This window comes from Kaistella polysaccharea (assembly GCF_020410745.1).
GTDB lineage: Bacteria > Bacteroidota > Bacteroidia > Flavobacteriales > Weeksellaceae > Kaistella > Kaistella polysaccharea.
This window is the reverse complement of the sequence record NZ_CP084528.1, coordinates 1050168-1065279: the sequence shown is the minus strand read 5'-3', so window position 1 is coordinate 1065279 and position 15112 is coordinate 1050168. Positions and strand designations below refer to the sequence as shown.

Annotated in this window: 9 protein-coding genes; 5 read left to right on the top strand and 4 right to left on the bottom strand. The window is 36.0% G+C overall.

Going from position 1 to position 15112, the window contains the following annotated elements:
• Nucleotides 1-13: 13 nt before the first annotated feature.
• The 3 genes from LC814_RS04800 to LC814_RS04790 all read left to right on the top strand — a co-directional run bounded on the left by LC814_RS04800 (nucleotide 14) and on the right by LC814_RS04790 (nucleotide 4234).
• Nucleotides 14-235, top strand: a complete 222-nt coding sequence (locus tag LC814_RS04800) for a hypothetical protein (RefSeq protein WP_226065308.1) — start codon at nucleotides 14-16, stop codon at nucleotides 233-235.
• Between the two features lie 46 nt (nucleotides 236-281).
• Complete coding sequence (locus LC814_RS04795) at nucleotides 282-2849, top strand: YfhO family protein (RefSeq protein ID WP_226065306.1); 2568 nt, start codon at nucleotides 282-284, stop codon at nucleotides 2847-2849.
• Nucleotides 2850-2953: 104 nt separating this feature from the next.
• Nucleotides 2954-4234: a glycosyltransferase family protein gene (locus tag LC814_RS04790; protein WP_226065304.1), complete on the top strand. Its 1281-nt coding sequence runs from the start codon at nucleotides 2954-2956 to the stop codon at nucleotides 4232-4234.
• Nucleotides 4235-4418: 184 nt separating this feature from the next.
• On the opposite strand, the gene LC814_RS04785 is transcribed toward LC814_RS04790, so the two are convergent.
• On the bottom strand, nucleotides 4419-5399 hold the full coding sequence (locus tag LC814_RS04785) for a PLP-dependent cysteine synthase family protein (protein ID WP_226065302.1): 981 nt from the start codon (nucleotides 5397-5399) through the stop codon (nucleotides 4419-4421).
• A gap of 72 nt (nucleotides 5400-5471) precedes the next feature.
• Nucleotides 5472-6701 (bottom strand): ABC transporter permease, encoded by a 1230-nt coding sequence (locus tag LC814_RS04780; protein WP_226065300.1) that lies wholly within the window; start codon nucleotides 6699-6701, stop codon nucleotides 5472-5474.
• 4 nt (nucleotides 6702-6705) lie between these two features.
• Here LC814_RS04780 and LC814_RS04775 point away from each other — a divergent pair, with 4 nt between their 5' ends.
• Entirely contained in the window at nucleotides 6706-7902 is a 1197-nt protein-coding gene (locus LC814_RS04775) for an exo-beta-N-acetylmuramidase NamZ family protein (protein WP_226065298.1), read from the top strand.
• 53 nt (nucleotides 7903-7955) lie between these two features.
• Here the strand turns inward: LC814_RS04775 and LC814_RS04770 are convergent, their stop codons facing one another.
• Nucleotides 7956-10955 (bottom strand): DUF8818 domain-containing protein, encoded by a 3000-nt coding sequence (locus tag LC814_RS04770; protein ID WP_226065766.1) that lies wholly within the window; start codon nucleotides 10953-10955, stop codon nucleotides 7956-7958.
• Nucleotides 10956-11428: 473 nt separating this feature from the next.
• On the opposite strand from LC814_RS04770, the gene LC814_RS04765 reads away from it, so the two are divergent.
• Nucleotides 11429-12208, top strand: a complete 780-nt coding sequence (locus tag LC814_RS04765) for a T9SS type A sorting domain-containing protein (protein WP_226065296.1) — start codon at nucleotides 11429-11431, stop codon at nucleotides 12206-12208.
• A gap of 54 nt (nucleotides 12209-12262) precedes the next feature.
• On the opposite strand, the gene LC814_RS04760 is transcribed toward LC814_RS04765, so the two are convergent.
• Nucleotides 12263-15079: a gluzincin family metallopeptidase gene (locus LC814_RS04760; protein ID WP_226065294.1), complete on the bottom strand. Its 2817-nt coding sequence runs from the start codon at nucleotides 15077-15079 to the stop codon at nucleotides 12263-12265.
• Nucleotides 15080-15112 lie beyond the last annotated feature (33 nt).

The following is a 15112-nucleotide window of genomic DNA, read 5'->3' as shown; positions in this document are numbered from 1 at the left end:
TTAAAGATCATCAATGAAATATATTTTAGAATTGATTCTGACTACGGTAGTCATTTTCTTTGTTTGGAATATCCTGAAACGAATATTCTTTACTGCGATTTTCAAATTTCCAAAACCTGGAAAGAAGGAGGAAAATGTCGACCAGAAGAAAACGAGCAAAACTCTGGATTCCACTATAAAATGGGATGCAGAAACGGTAGAGTATGAAGAAGTAAAAGAGACAAAACCTAAATAAATCCTTTGACCATGTCAAAGGGTTTTTCAGAATAATAAAGTTTAAAATGGTAAAAAATAGAAATTTAATTTTCATTTTCGGAAGTCTGATTGTATTCGTCTTGTTGGCGGTTATTTACGCCAATCCCGTACTTACTGGAAAGCAACTTTTTCAGCACGATATTGTGCAATATAAAGGCGGTGCAAAGGAATTGCTGGACTACCGTGCGCAAAACAGAGAAGAAACCTACTGGAGCGACTCCATGTTTGGGGGAATGCCAACCTATCAAATGGGTGCGCAATTTCGAGGTGATGTCATTAAAAATATTGATAATTTCCTGAATTTTTTACCAAAACCCGCGAACTACATTTTTCTGCTTTTTTCCGGATTTTTTCTTTTAGGATTAGTCGCGGTCAGAAATTGGAAATACGCTTTGTTAGGCGCTACTTTTTTTGGTCTTTCAACCTATTTTTATATTGCACTTGCTGCCGGTCATAACGGTAAAATACACACTGTCGCTTATTTTGCGCCGCTTTTAGCTGGAATTCTTTTGGTTTATATCCGAAAAAAATACATTGTCGGCTTTATTGTTACAGCGCTTTTTATGGGCTTACAAATTGCGGCAAATCACCCACAAATGACGTTTTACTTATTTATTGCATTGGCATTTTTATTCGTCTCAGAACTTGTTCGAGCTATTCAGGGTAAAACAGACTGGAAGCATTTTGGGATTTCAACGGGCGTTTTGGCTTTGGCTTTTGTTTTAGGAATCGGCATGAATTCCCAAAGAATTATGGCGAATTCCGAATATATAACGGAGACTGTCCGGGGAAAACAAATTTTAAATAATGAGCGACATTCCGATGACAAATCAGGAATGGATAAAGAAAGCATGCTCATGTGGAGCTACGGCAAACTGGAAACGCTGAACTTATTTATTCCGCGATTAATGGGTGGCTCGAGTAATGAAGATGGTTCTGATGAAATGATGGCAAAAGTACAGCAGCTTGTACAGGAAAATGTGACATCGCAGGAAGAGATGGACCGAATCGGAAAAGGTTTCGGATCATTAACTTATTGGGGAGAACAACCTGGAACGTCGGGGCCGGCTTATCAGGGTGCAGTGGTGTGTTTTCTAGCCGTACTTGGTTTTTTCTTCGGCTGGAAAAAGTACAGATATTGGATTTTGGGAGCTTCGGTTTTAACGGTATTGTTGGCTTGGGGAAGTAATTTTATAGTCGTTTCTGATATTTTCATTGATTACGTTCCTTTCTACAATAAATTTAGAGCGCCGAGTTCTATTTTGGTTGTTGTTGAATTGTTGTTTCCATTAATTGCAATTGTTGGTTTATTCCGATTTTTTAATTCAAAAGATATTAGCGAAGTTTCAACTGAAAACATTTTGAGTGAGGATTATAAAAAGAAAATATTAATCTATGTAAGTGCCACATTTCTGGGCATTACTGTGCTTTTACTTTTGTTTGGGAAGTCGCTTTTAGGATTTTACACCGATACTGAAAAGACTTATCTCCCGCCGTATCTCTTAGAATTTCTAGTGGATGAACGATTTAAAATGTTTGCCATCGATGCTGTTAAAGCGATATTATTTGTGGCAATCACTGGTGGTGTGTTATTTTTAAGTTTAAAGAATAAAATCACTCAAAATATTGCGCTTATTATTATAGGTTGTGTTAGTTTCTTTGATCTGTGGAGCGTTAATAAAAGGTATTTAAATAATGAAAATTTTATTGATAAAGCATTTACTGAAAATCCTTTCCAAACTGAAAATTCGGAATTGCTGATGCAGAAAGTGGGTCAAAATGCCAATCTTAAATCACTTTTGGATAATGTGAATGTCAACAAAACATTAGAAACAATTTCAGAAAAAGACAAGTCGCATTATCGAATTTACAATCAGACTTTGGGGGCGTTCAGCGAAACCAATACCTCCTATTTTAAATCATCTGTCGGTGGATATCATGCCGTGAAATTAAGACGATATGATGATTTAATTAATGAATATTTCGGGAAAATGGATACCGTGAAAGTACCCAGAATTCTTAATATGCTGAATACGAAATATATGATTTTCGGCAATGCGGAAAATCCACAAGGTGCTACAAATGCCGACGCAAACGGAAATGCCTGGTTTGTTTCAGAATTGAAATTCGTAGATACTCCTAATGAAGAACTTGATCAAATTGGAATCGTTGATAACAAAAAGGTGGCAATTATTGCGAAAGAAGATCAAAAGTATTTTGAAGGAAAACCTTTGAAACAAGATTCTACTGCATTCTTAAATCTTTCGAAGTATCAGGCTAATGAATTGGAATTTAAGTCACAATCTAAAACTCCACAATTGGCAGTTTTCTCCGAGATTTATTATCCGAAAGGCTGGAAAATAAGTATTGATGGAAAAGAAGTTCCTTACATCAAAGCAGATTATTTGTTGAGAGCAGTTTATGTCCCTGCAGGTAATCACACTATAAATATGATTTTTGCACCGGATGTTATTGCGACTGGAAAACTCATTTCGATGATTGCGTTTGGATTATTTGTACTTTTAAGTGTTTTTGGGATTTACTTTTTATACCGCAAATCTGTAGGGACAGGTCGTGACCTGGCTGAAAATTGAAAATTTCCAATAGAGATCAATTAACCATACATTACATTTTTTCGAAATAATTTAAAACCTCTGGTTTTTGGAAATTTCTCAACTTGACCATTCGAATTTAAGTTATGAACCCGTCAAAAAAAATTTTAATCATCACCTATTATTGGCCGCCAGGAGGTGGACCAGGAGTACAACGTTGGTTGAAATTTGTGAAATATCTTCCAGAATTTGGATGGAATCCTACCGTTTTTACGCCTGAAAACCCAAGTTATCCGATTATTGATGAGACTTTGGAAAATGAAGTTTCGGAAGATTTAAAAATCATTAAAACCAAAATTTGGGAACCCTACCAAATAGCTGAATTTTTCGGCAAAGACAATAAAAAATTTAAAGCCGGACAGTTCGACGTCGGAACAAATCAATCCTGGAAATCTAAACTTTCGATTTGGGTTCGTGGGAATTTCTTCATTCCTGATGCACGCGTTTTTTGGGTAAAACCTTCCGTAGAATATTTGAAGAAATATTTAAAAGAAAACCAGTTTGATGCTTTTGTAACAACTGGTCCACCACATTCGATGCATTTGATTGGTTTGGAATTAAAGAAAGAATTTCCAAATTTAAAGTGGATCGCCGATTTTCGCGATCCGTGGACAGAAATATCGTATTACAAACATTTAAAACTGACGAAATCTGCAGATCAAAAACACAGAAATTTAGAACAAAAAGTTTTTCAAACTGCTGATGTTACTTTAGCCACCAGTTTTTCCGACGCTGAAAACTTTAAGCAAAAAGGCGCCAATGCATTTTGTATTACCAATGGTTTTGATAAGGTTAAGGTTAAGGATGAGCAGAAGAGTTCAAAATTTACTTTAAGTTATATTGGAGTTTTGGAACAGTTGCGTAATCCAGAAGTTTTGTGGAAAGTTTTAAACGAGCTGCTTTCCGAACATGAGGATTTTAAAAATGCTTTCGAATTAAAATTTGTCGGCAGAATTGATGATAAAATTTTGGCTGAGATCGAAAGATCTTCATTGAAGGATTCAGTAAATAATTTAGGATATCTTTCTCATTCAGAAGCAAATGTGGAAATGCAGAATTCAGATTTACTATTAATTACCAATTTCCCTAATGACAGTTCAAAAGGAATTATTCCCGGAAAAATATTTGAATATTTAGCGACGGGAAAACAAATCGTTTCTTTTGGTCCAAAAGAAAGTGATGTCAAGAAAATATTAGAAGAAACTCAGGCTGGGAAACATTTTTCCTATGAAGATGAATCAGAATTAAAAGTGTTTTTACTTGAAAAATTTGAAGATTGGAAATCTGGAATTTTAAATTCTCAGACTCAAAATATTGAACAATTCTCCCGAAAAAATCTAACTAAAAAACTGACTGAACTTTTGTGATTCACCTTGCGTGAGGGAGAAGGTGGAAATCCTTTTTTTTGGCAAGGGCAGAAGCGAAGGTTAAAAAAGATTGACTTCGTCGAACCACTTCGTTAGGTTTGGCAACCGAATACCGACGTTTATAAAAATAGCCGTAAAAGTTTAATTTTACGGCTATTTTTATAAAGGGCACGCCCAAATTATTTTACAACCAACCCATTTCTTTCATCCATTCATCGTTGTAGATTTTCCCTACATATCGGGAACCGTGATCGTGTAACAAAACAACTACCACATCATCTTTGGTGAACTGATCTTTCATTTGAATCAAAGCGGCAATCGCACTTCCAGCGGAATAGCCACAGAAAATACCTTCTTCTTTTGCTAATTTTCTAGCGTAAATTGCACCGTCTTTATCCGTAACTTTTTCGAAATGATCGATTACCGACATGTCGAAATTTTCGGGAATAATATCTTCTCCAATTCCCTCCGTAATGTAAGAATGCGCATGATCAGGATGATATTCACCTGTTTCATGAAATTCTTTCAAAATCGATCCATAAGTATCAACTCCGATTACTTTAATATTTTTATTTTTTTCCTTAAAGAATTTTCCACAACCAGTTATCGTACCACCTGTACCGGCACCCGCCATAAAATGCGTTAATTTTCCTTCTGTTTGTTCCCAGATTTCAGGCGCTGTGGATTCGTAATGAGCCAATCGGTTTGATAAGTTATCGTATTGATTTACGTACCACCCATTTTCGGTTTCTTCGCCCAATCTTTTAGACACAGAGTAATAAGAACGCGGATCATCTGGCGTTACGTCGGTCGGGCAAACGATCACTTCGGCGCCAACTGCTCTTAAAATATCATTCTTTTCTTTTGATTGTTTTGCATTGGTAACGAAAATACATTTGTAACCTTTTACAATTGCTGCTAAAGCCAGGCCCATTCCCGTATTCCCGGAAGTTCCTTCGATAATGGTCCCGCCTGGTTTTAAACGTCCATCTTTTTCGGCATCTTCTATCATTTTTACCGCCATTCTGTCTTTCACAGAATTTCCTGGATTGAAGGTTTCTACTTTTGCCAAAACTAATGCTGGGAAGTCTGCTCCCAACACTTTATTGATTTTTACAAGTGGAGTATTTCCAATGGTTTCTAATATATTTTCCGCGTATTTCATAAGTGTAAAAGTTGTGAATTCCGTAATTATAGATACAATAATTACGAATTTGCAAAGATATAATTTTAAATTTTAATTGTATTTAATGGCTTTTACTGGAGAGATTTTACTAATAAGATAACTCGGTAAAACGAGAGAAATTCCTGAAACTAAAAGAATCCCAGCCGAAATCAGGACAATATGCACCACACTAAGTTCCACAGGGACTACGCTCAAATAATAGTTTTCTGGATTTAAAGTGATTACGCCAAAATATTTTTGAATAAGTAAAAATCCAATCCCGATTAAATTTCCGATAAGTAATCCCGGAACCATTATGAGCAATGTGTAATTAATGAATATCATTCGTATTTGGCCGTTAGTCGCGCCCAAAGTTTTGAGCATTCCGATAGAATTCGTTCTTTCGATGATTAAAATTAAAAGAACCATGATAATATTTATGATCACAACCACCAACATAATGATGATAATTAAAGCAATATTCATGTCGAAAATAGCGATAAAATCCATGATTTGTGGATATTCTTCCGTCGCTTTTACCGTGTAGTTTTTATAACCCACGAGTTTGTCAATCTTAGGCGCATCAATATCGATATCGTTGATATCTTTCAGAAATACATCAATTCCGCCAACTTCTGTATTTTTCATGCCCTGAATTTTTCGAGCATGGTTAATTCCGCCGATAACAAAAATATCGTCAATTTGCTTAATATCAGTTTTATAAATCCCTACAACTTCAAATTTACGATAGAGGGGACTCTGATTTTCTTTAGAAAAAATGGCAACAATGCTGTCTTTTACCTTTAAATGAAGATCGTTAGCGATTTTTGCTGAAATACAAATCCCATTATTAAAGCCGTTTTCAGTTACTTTTGGCGATTTTCCCGCAATTAGAAATTTGCTGAAGCGTTCCGTGTCGAAATCTTTACCTACACCTTTAAAAATAATCCCCGCGAAATTATGTTCGTTCCGAAAAATTCCGCTCACTGCTACGTATTTTTGCGTCGTAGCAACATCGGGCAACTCTTTGATTTTCTTTACCTGTAATCCCTCGGTGCTTAAGATGGATGAATTGTAAGAATTATTAGACTGCTTTGATTTTATAGAAATATGCCCCGAGAAATCGGCCATTCGTTCCTTAATTGCTTTTTTTGAGCCTAATCCGGTCGACACTGTAATCAACGAAACTATGACGCCGAGCGCAACAGAAAGACGACCAATAAAGACAATAACCCGTGAGAGATTATTTTTATTATCTTTGGAAAAAGCTATTTTTTTAGAGAAATATAACGGAAATTTCAAGCAAATGAGTTTAAGTGCCAAAATTAAAGATTTACTTCTGATTGTGCTAATTTATTTTGGTTTTTGCCAAGTGGGTTTTGCACAAAACATTGATAAAAACTGTTTTAAAACGGGCGCTGATCGTCCAGAATTATATCTGCCTTTGTTGAAAGACAAAACCATAGGAATTGTTACCAACCAAACCGGCTTGATGAGCGATGGAACTTTTCTCGTAGATTTTCTGGTTAAAAATAATATTAAAATACAAACGATTTTTGCTCCCGAGCACGGCTTTCGAGGCGAAGCTGATGCGGGTGAACATGTAAAAAATGGCGCAGACACTAAAACAGGGATTTCTATAATTTCTTTATATGGCAGCAATAAAAAACCGAAACCTGAGCAGATTAAAGGACTTGATATAATTCTGTTCGATATTCAAGATGTTGGCGTACGATTTTACACCTATATATCAACATTAACTTATGTGATGGAAGCTGCGGCGGAAAACAATGTTGAAGTGATGGTTCTCGACCGTCCAAATCCCCACGATGGTTACATTGATGGACCGGTTTTAAAATCGCAGTGGCAAAGTTTTGTGGGAATGCACCCAATTCCCGTAGTTTATGGTTTGACGATGGGTGAGTATGGGAAAATGGTCAACGGTGAAAAATGGTTAACGAAAGGAATTCAGGCCAAATACACCTTGATTCCGATGGAACGTTATCATAAAAATCAGCGGTATGAAATTTCAGCGCGACCTTCGCCCAATCTGCCGAATGCGCAGTCTATCAATTTATATCCCAGTTTATGTTTCTTCGAAGGAACAAATGTTTCTGTAGGTCGCGGTACCGATTTGCCTTTCCAGATTTTTGGTTCACCCTGGACGAAAAGTTTCCCTTACAAATTTACACCAAAACCTTCTGCCGGAGCAAAAGATCCATTTCTAAATGGGAAATTATGTTATGGTGAAAATCTTTCTGAACCTTTAAGTGATTTGCGCGCCATTAATTTAAACTGGCTCATCGCTGCTTACAAAGATTATAAAAACCCACAACAGGATTTCTTTTTAAAGAATTTGTTCTTCGATAAATTGGCGGGTACAGATCAGTTAAGAAAACAAATTATCGCGGGTAAAAGTGCGGCTCAAATTAAAGAAAGCTGGAAAAATGATCTGGAAGCATTTCAGAAAATCAGAGCGAAATATATCATTTACGAAGATTAACCGCACGGATCATTTATTTAATGTTTGGCAACGCTTCTCACTTTCTCCTTGTTTTAAAAACTCGCTTTCACCTGCATTGATCCGATATGAATGGTTCGGTCACCGGAATTTCGGCCTTCGTAATTTACATTTAATTGAATGAAAGAATTTACAGATTGTTGTAAAAACAGAGACCAAACCTGGTTTTTTCCAGGTTTCAAACCATCAAGCATTTGATTTCCCACAATCGAGAAATTATTTCCCGTGAAATTATTATTGATGAAAGAGAAATTTCCGCGTACTGAAGTTTTTCTTTTTTCCCACTGCAAACTTCCGGTTAAGTCAAGTGTCTTCAGAAACTCATCGCCATCCATTCTTTTTTTCTGGCGAAACGCCGAGGAAACTTCTGCCTGAATTGCTTCCGTAAACTTATAAGTCGCTTTTGGTTTCGTTTCGAAATTTTGCAGTTTATAGTTTCTGCTCGTGAAAAGTTGCGAAGCGTTTTGAATATCGTGTACCGAATTTTCCCAGTCAATTCGGAAATCCTTGCTAAACCAGTGTCCAACATTTAAGAAATGAGAAGTTTGACTGCGCTCTTCATTACTGAAATTTGCATTGATTAAATTGTTGTTTGCAATAAATCGGTAATTTCCATTCCACCCAGACTTATCAGTGGGATTAAATTGTACCGAGGCCAAAACATTTTGGTTCTTTAAAATCTGTTCTTCATTTTTATCAAACGGATTAAGAACCAAAGCCTTTACTTTTTTTAAGTAGGAATTTTGAGAATTAATGGAAATATTGAAATTCCAGCGCTTTAAAAATTGATTTTCTGAATTAAAAACAACCGATGGATTCACAAAAAGTGCGACTTGCATTTTGTTTTTATTAGAAGGTAAATAATTTACGGTGTTCGTGTAAATCCTGATATATTGAGCTAAATCGGCGTATTCCGCAATTTCAAATTCGTCAAGTTGCTGAATTCCGTCGCCATTATAATCGGTCCATTTATAAATTCCCTGCGCATCCGTAACCTTAATATACTGGAATTCACGTTGCGCTTCCTGGCCATTTCCCAATTCATAAAATGCCTGCAAACGGATACCATTATTGAATAACTGTTGCTGGTAAGTTAAATTGCCGACGACAAAATCTTTGTTGTAATCGGTACTAAATTCATCTCGCTGATTAAAGAATTTTCGATAGTGAAGCAGTGCGGTCAAAGTGGCTTTTTCATTTTTAATGATTTGGCTTTCCGCCATAAAACCTAAAATCCGATTGATGTTTTCTAAGCGATTATCCCGAACAGAATCATTGTCTCGGATATAAATTTTACTTAAAAGTTTTATTCTTGATGAATCGCCGATTTTCTTCTGAAGGAAAATTTCTTTCCACCTAAAGCTGGTGACATCTAAAAGGTCGGTTTGATTAAATTTTTTCAGATTATGTTCCATCCCGGCGCCAACGCTCCAACTTCCCTTACTTCCCAGATATTCCGTTTCTACACCTCCCCGGATAAATTTAGTATCCTGAAAAACCGATTCCGTATCGAGATAGGAAAGTTTTCCTTTGGTATTAAATTTCTTTTTTATCCAGCCAAAATCCAGATCATTTTTTATTCCGCGGTAGGAATCTTTCTCATCCAGATAATTGATTTGATAATTAAGAAAAGAAGTGTTTTTCCATAGATTTAAAAAACTGAAAATCAATCGATTTTGTGTTATCTGGTTAAACTCCTGCGCCAGATTAAAATCCCTCGAAAATTCCACATTATTAATACGGTCCAGGATATGAAATTGAGAATTAATGTGTTGATATTCGAAGCTTGGCGTTCCTTTCCAGGAGTTTTTTGTGAAAGTTTTGTGGCCGAAAATCCGACCCGCATAACCTATATTTTGATTGTTATCTTTTGAAGAAAAAAGATTGATGTCGAAGTTGCTTAATGAAAAGTCAGCACCTACTTTTCCCTCATTCAAAAGCAATTCTGCATTCGTAGAAAAAACCTGTGATTTCTGGGGTGCAGGTAATTTTCGGACCGCGCGGTAGTTTCCAGCATTCAAGCCGACATACTCGAAAACCCTACCGTTATTAGTGGTTTGTTTTAAACTATAATCTCCATTAAATTCACCGAAATTGGTAAAAGCAACTTGATACAATGTGCGGCTTTCATCCGTTGAAAATTCGTAATAATTGCCGTTCGGAGTTTGAAGCAATTCATAGAGAATTTTATTTACATCATATTCCGAAACGGTTCCGGAGGGTGCAAACATTAATTCCGGATTATTGCCCGCGTCAGCAAGAATTTTCTCATCTTCTCTGGATAAGTTTAAGGCTAAAGGCGCAGTTTTATTATCGTTTTCCAGAAACCAGTTAAAGCCAAATTTCAGTTTTTCTCTTTGATGCTGAATTCCGCCCGTTACGAGAAATCTGGTATAATTTCGATTGGTATAATTGTAAGAAATGGTAATAAAATTCTGTTTGAAAATGGGGCGAAAACTCGTGAACGTAATTTCACCCGTATTGTAATTAATGATATAATCCAGACTTTCACCTCTTTTCATTAAAATACCATCAATAAAAACCTGTTCTGACCCAGAAATTATGGTGATGAACTGCTCTCCATTTTTTCCGTTTAAGCGGTAAGGTCCTTGATTTCCTTCAATACCTTCAAACCGTACGCGGTGAAATTCACTTCGTGCGACGCCGGCCGAAAAATCTGCAAATGTTTTGTTTTCTTTGCCGAATTGAGTTTGAAACTGTAAACCCATACTTCGTCGCTGAAATCTGCCGAAAAATGTTTCATCATCAACCAAATCCAAATGTCCAGCCCGCAAAATTGAGTTTTCCTTGATGTTGAGCTGCATATAAATTTTATCAAATTCTTCCAATGTTTGCGTATAACCATCCGCCTGAACCGGAAGATTATGATCAGATATCGACGCCAGAACTGAAACATCTTTTGATAACTTGCCGGAAATCTGCAGATCCATGGAGCTTTGTACACTTTGGCCCTGATTATTACCGAATGTTATTCCGCGTATGATGGAACCTTTAGAATTCAGATCTCCCAACATTTGTGATTTTGTGTTTTTCACGATAACACCGTCATCAACAATTGTTTTGCTGGGTAATCGTATAAAATCCAAAGTGTCTTTTGAGAAAACATCTCGATTTAATTTTTGGGCGAGTACCGAATCTTTTTTCAGCGAATCTTTTGGAATGTTGGGATTGGTCCACGTGAAAATTTGCGCACTCAGGAAATAAGATGCCGAAATAAAAAGGAGAAAAGAAAGTAGTTTTTTAGTCAAAATCGGGAAAACCAAGGTGTAAAAATAACGAAAAACTCTTTCTAAAATTGCAATGTCCCTGTGAGGAATTGCCGTACCTGAAATAGCCAATTCAAAAGCCGTCAGAATTTAAAATTCTTCGATTTTAATAAATAACATTTAACCATATTTTGAATGTTAAAGTTCGGTTTCCAGTTCTTTTTTATAAAAGAAATGCTTAAATTCGGACTTCAAATACTTTAATCAATAAAATTATTATTATGAAAAAAATCTTTACTATTTTAGGTGTTGTTGCAATTACAGCGACTGCATTTTCACAAGAATTGTTATCAAACCCTGGTTTTGAAACAGGCTTAGCGCCTTGGGCGGCGGGAACTTCCTCAAGCTATACCGCTCCCACAATATCTACCACTAATTTTCATAGTGGGACCCAATCTGCGGGTTATACTGCTCCAACTGCTACCACTGGTTTTTATCAAAATATCCCAGTAACTGCAGGAGAAACTTATGTTATTTCTTTTTGGTATAAAGCCACAGGTGACGATACCGACGCTAGATTATGGAGCGTTTATAAAGACGCCGCAAATGCTCCCGTATATACAACCGCGGACGCAAAAACGGATTCTTTTCGGACAAATGATGGCTATCTAACACCTGCAGCTGAATGGACTAAACATACAGCTGAGATGATTGCTGGTCCTACTGCTACAAACTTAGATGTTGCTGTTAGAGCATATAATGGTGCCACGATTGCACAATTCGATGATTTCTCCGTAATGAACAAAGCGACAATGGCTGTTTCTGATGTATCTAATTTTGACAAACAAATCAAGATGAATACAAATCTTGGAAATGCTTTAACGGTTATTCTTCCATCGAAAGCAACAGTAAATATTTATTCTGCTGAAGGTAGATTGGTAAGTTCAAACCGAGTAAACAGCGGTGATTCAATTAACACATCTTCTTTAAATAAGGGAATGTACATTGTAACTGTTGATAATGGTACTGCAAAAGTGAGCAGAAAAGTGATGAAAAACTAAAAGGTTTTACTTTAATAAAAAAAAGCGGTTCAAGATGGAGCCGCTTCTTATATTTTAAAACCAACCACGCCGGAGATAACTGGTAATGGCTGAAAAGTTTAAACTGAGGGTGAAACGAATTCTTTTGCCGTAATCTTTAAAAGAGGGTTCAAAACCCAACGAACTCTGTATTGGGAAATAAACCTCCAGGAAGTCTGGAATAACCTTTAATTTAACCCCTGAATCCCAGATAAACTGAGGGTTTTCATATTTATTTTTGTAGATTCCGGCGTCTGCGTAAACATTAAACCAACGCCACACGTGCGTATCTACATTAACCGTTGAAATCCATTGGTTTGCTGTAGTTCCGATATAAGATTTAAAACCTCCTTCTGCAACGATAAGCTGCTGTGCTAAGACACCAGAAGTAGCACTTTGTCCCAATAATCCATAGGAGAAAGCGTAGTTAGAAACCCGCGAAATTCCGTAATCGAAAAGATTGTTCTTCGTATTATTAGAAATAAAATATCCCCCGAAAAAACGCAGACTTATTTTTTTATCTTTTGCATATTCATAGCGATAAGAAACTTCAGTTGTAATCTTCTGGAAATCTTCCATCCACTGAATCCCGGTGCCGAAATATTTTTCATGAATAAGACGTCGATCGGAATAACCGTATCCTAAATTCCACAAATTATATTTCGAATATTCTGTATTGGTGAGGTCTTTCGGATCTACATCTTTCTCTAAATAATTATAGGAAAAAGCTACATTCCGACGGATATCGGTGCGCGGATTTTTAGCAAAATTAAGATTAGCAGAAGCTGATAATTTTCGGTAAGTTAAGTCGTAATCATAATGAAAATGCGAGGCAGAAATCCCCAAATCTAAACTTCGGTAAAACGCTTCAGCGGGTTGAAATGAATAACCAATACCGCTAGAACCCGCTAGTTTTCCGGTCCCTGAACTGTAATATGGGGTAAATGAGTAGGTGAATTTTCGCTCAAATAAAGAAGTATTTTTTATATTTAGACCGAAAAGAACTTTATCGTACGCATTAAAATTAAACCGTGGACTGAGATAAATTTCGTTATACTCCGGATTTGGAATATCTTTTAACAATTTTAATTTGATCTTTTTCGTATTTGCAAAAAGACCTTTGGTATACAAATAATTATCCCGGAAATTCTTTTCAGGGAAAATATAGTCATCATTAATAATTATTTTTTCCGCATTAGACTGCGGAATATTATACTGCACTGTTTTTTTCGATTCATCAGTATCAAACCAAAAAGTTTTGCTGATACCAGATTTTTCTTCAGTTTCAATTTTAAAGGGAATCGCCTGAGTTGTATTTTTGGACACTTTTACTTGAAAATCTTCGCCCATTTTGCGGTATCTTTTTAACCGAAAGTTTACGCGATTTTTATGTTCGATAAAACCTTCTAAAAAATCCGCTGAATAGCCAGAAGCCAGCGTGAGTTTTTCTAAAAAGTCTTTTTTATCAACCCGTTTGTCATTACTTTCTGCAATATAATTTTGTAAAAATTGTGCAAATCGGTCGTGGCCCATTTTCTCCGAGAGAAATGAAAATAAACTACCGGTCTCAAAATGGCTGATGGCGGTCGCATTAAAATTACTGAGGTCTACAAAATCTTCCCCAATCTTTTGATCCAGATTTTGGGTGAGCATATATTGGTACGCTAAACCATATCTTTCCGTGAGTTTTAAATCAGAAGCATGAAAAAATTTCAAAGGTTTTATGCCGAATATTTTTGCATTTTCGGGCAAATCTCCCAGTAATTTCCGGTCATTATAATATTGATGCAAATATTGAATTTCCAGATAGGATTTCAAACCGTTGGTCAGCCAATGATCTTCATTTTTTTCAAACACTGCCGAGTTTTGCATGATGGCTTGGGAAAGAATGCTGAAATAAGTAAGATCGGTTTTTTCGTAATCTGTAAAAAGTTTAAAATGAAATTTCCAAAATTTAATATCATCGATTCCGACAAAATCTTCGTCATCCCGAAACTTTTCACTGATGAAAATCTTGTCGGGTAATGCGCCTAATTTCCTTTTAATAAATTGAAGATGCAAAGGCAGAAAAAACTCCAACGCTTGTTTTTCACTGTCTTCTAAAGAATAACCAAACTGAATTTTGATATTTTGCCCATCTATCGTACTCGTAAGTAAATCGGTGTGGTTTTTTGTGAGTAAAAATTCAGGATCTACCAATAATTTACCACTGAATGTCGTTGAACTTTCCTGAGCTAAATTGCTTTTAACTTCAAAATCCTGCGGTAATATAAAATTTACTTTCCAGAAATTTCCGGGACTTTGATTTTCTTCGATTCCGCGATAATATTTCGGACTTTGATTTTCATCTTCAAAACCATCAGGTACGATGAAAAAATATTTCAGTTCCGTTTCGCCATTTAATGTTCCATACCCCGTGAATTGGGAATCGGGAACGTTGATGAGATATTGTAAAGTGATGGTTTTACTTTCGCCGGGTTTTAGCGGGTGTTGTAAGGGAAGGTAAATATTTTCTTCGGCAGAATTAGTTTCCACCCAATTTTCGTCAATTTTTATCTTTAAATTTTCAACGGATGCAAGGTCTGATTTGTTTGCAAAATACAAGTCATTTTTTCGGTCTTCCAGCGTTCTTTTGAGTAATGGAGTATTTCGGTTTTTATAGGCAGAACTCCAGTTCAGTAATTTAATTTTATCAAGCGGAACTTTAGCAGCATTATAGTAAACAATGGTTTGTTCTACCGAAATTTCCTTCCGGTTCTCCGAAACTTTGGCTGAAATATAAATGCTATCCTGCTGAGCAGAAACTTCAGCAAATAATACAAGGAAGAAGGAAGCAAAAAAATATCTTTTCATTTTCAAAAGTGCGTCAAATATAACGATGTTTTT

Coding starts and splice junctions, on each gene's coding strand:
- LC814_RS04800 (WP_226065308.1), top strand. CDS start 14: ATGAAATATATTTTAGAATTGATTCTGACTACGGTAGTCATTTTCTTT.
- LC814_RS04795 (WP_226065306.1), top strand. CDS start 282: ATGGTAAAAAATAGAAATTTAATTTTCATTTTCGGAAGTCTGATTGTA.
- LC814_RS04790 (WP_226065304.1), top strand. CDS start 2,954: ATGAACCCGTCAAAAAAAATTTTAATCATCACCTATTATTGGCCGCCA.
- LC814_RS04785 (WP_226065302.1), bottom strand. CDS start 5,399: ATGAAATACGCGGAAAATATATTAGAAACCATTGGAAATACTCCACTT.
- LC814_RS04775 (WP_226065298.1), top strand. CDS start 6,706: ATGAGTTTAAGTGCCAAAATTAAAGATTTACTTCTGATTGTGCTAATT.
- LC814_RS04770 (WP_226065766.1), bottom strand. CDS start 10,955: ATGTTGGGAGATCTGAATTCTAAAGGTTCCATCATACGCGGAATAACA.
- LC814_RS04765 (WP_226065296.1), top strand. CDS start 11,429: ATGAAAAAAATCTTTACTATTTTAGGTGTTGTTGCAATTACAGCGACT.
- LC814_RS04760 (WP_226065294.1), bottom strand. CDS start 15,079: ATGAAAAGATATTTTTTTGCTTCCTTCTTCCTTGTATTATTTGCTGAA.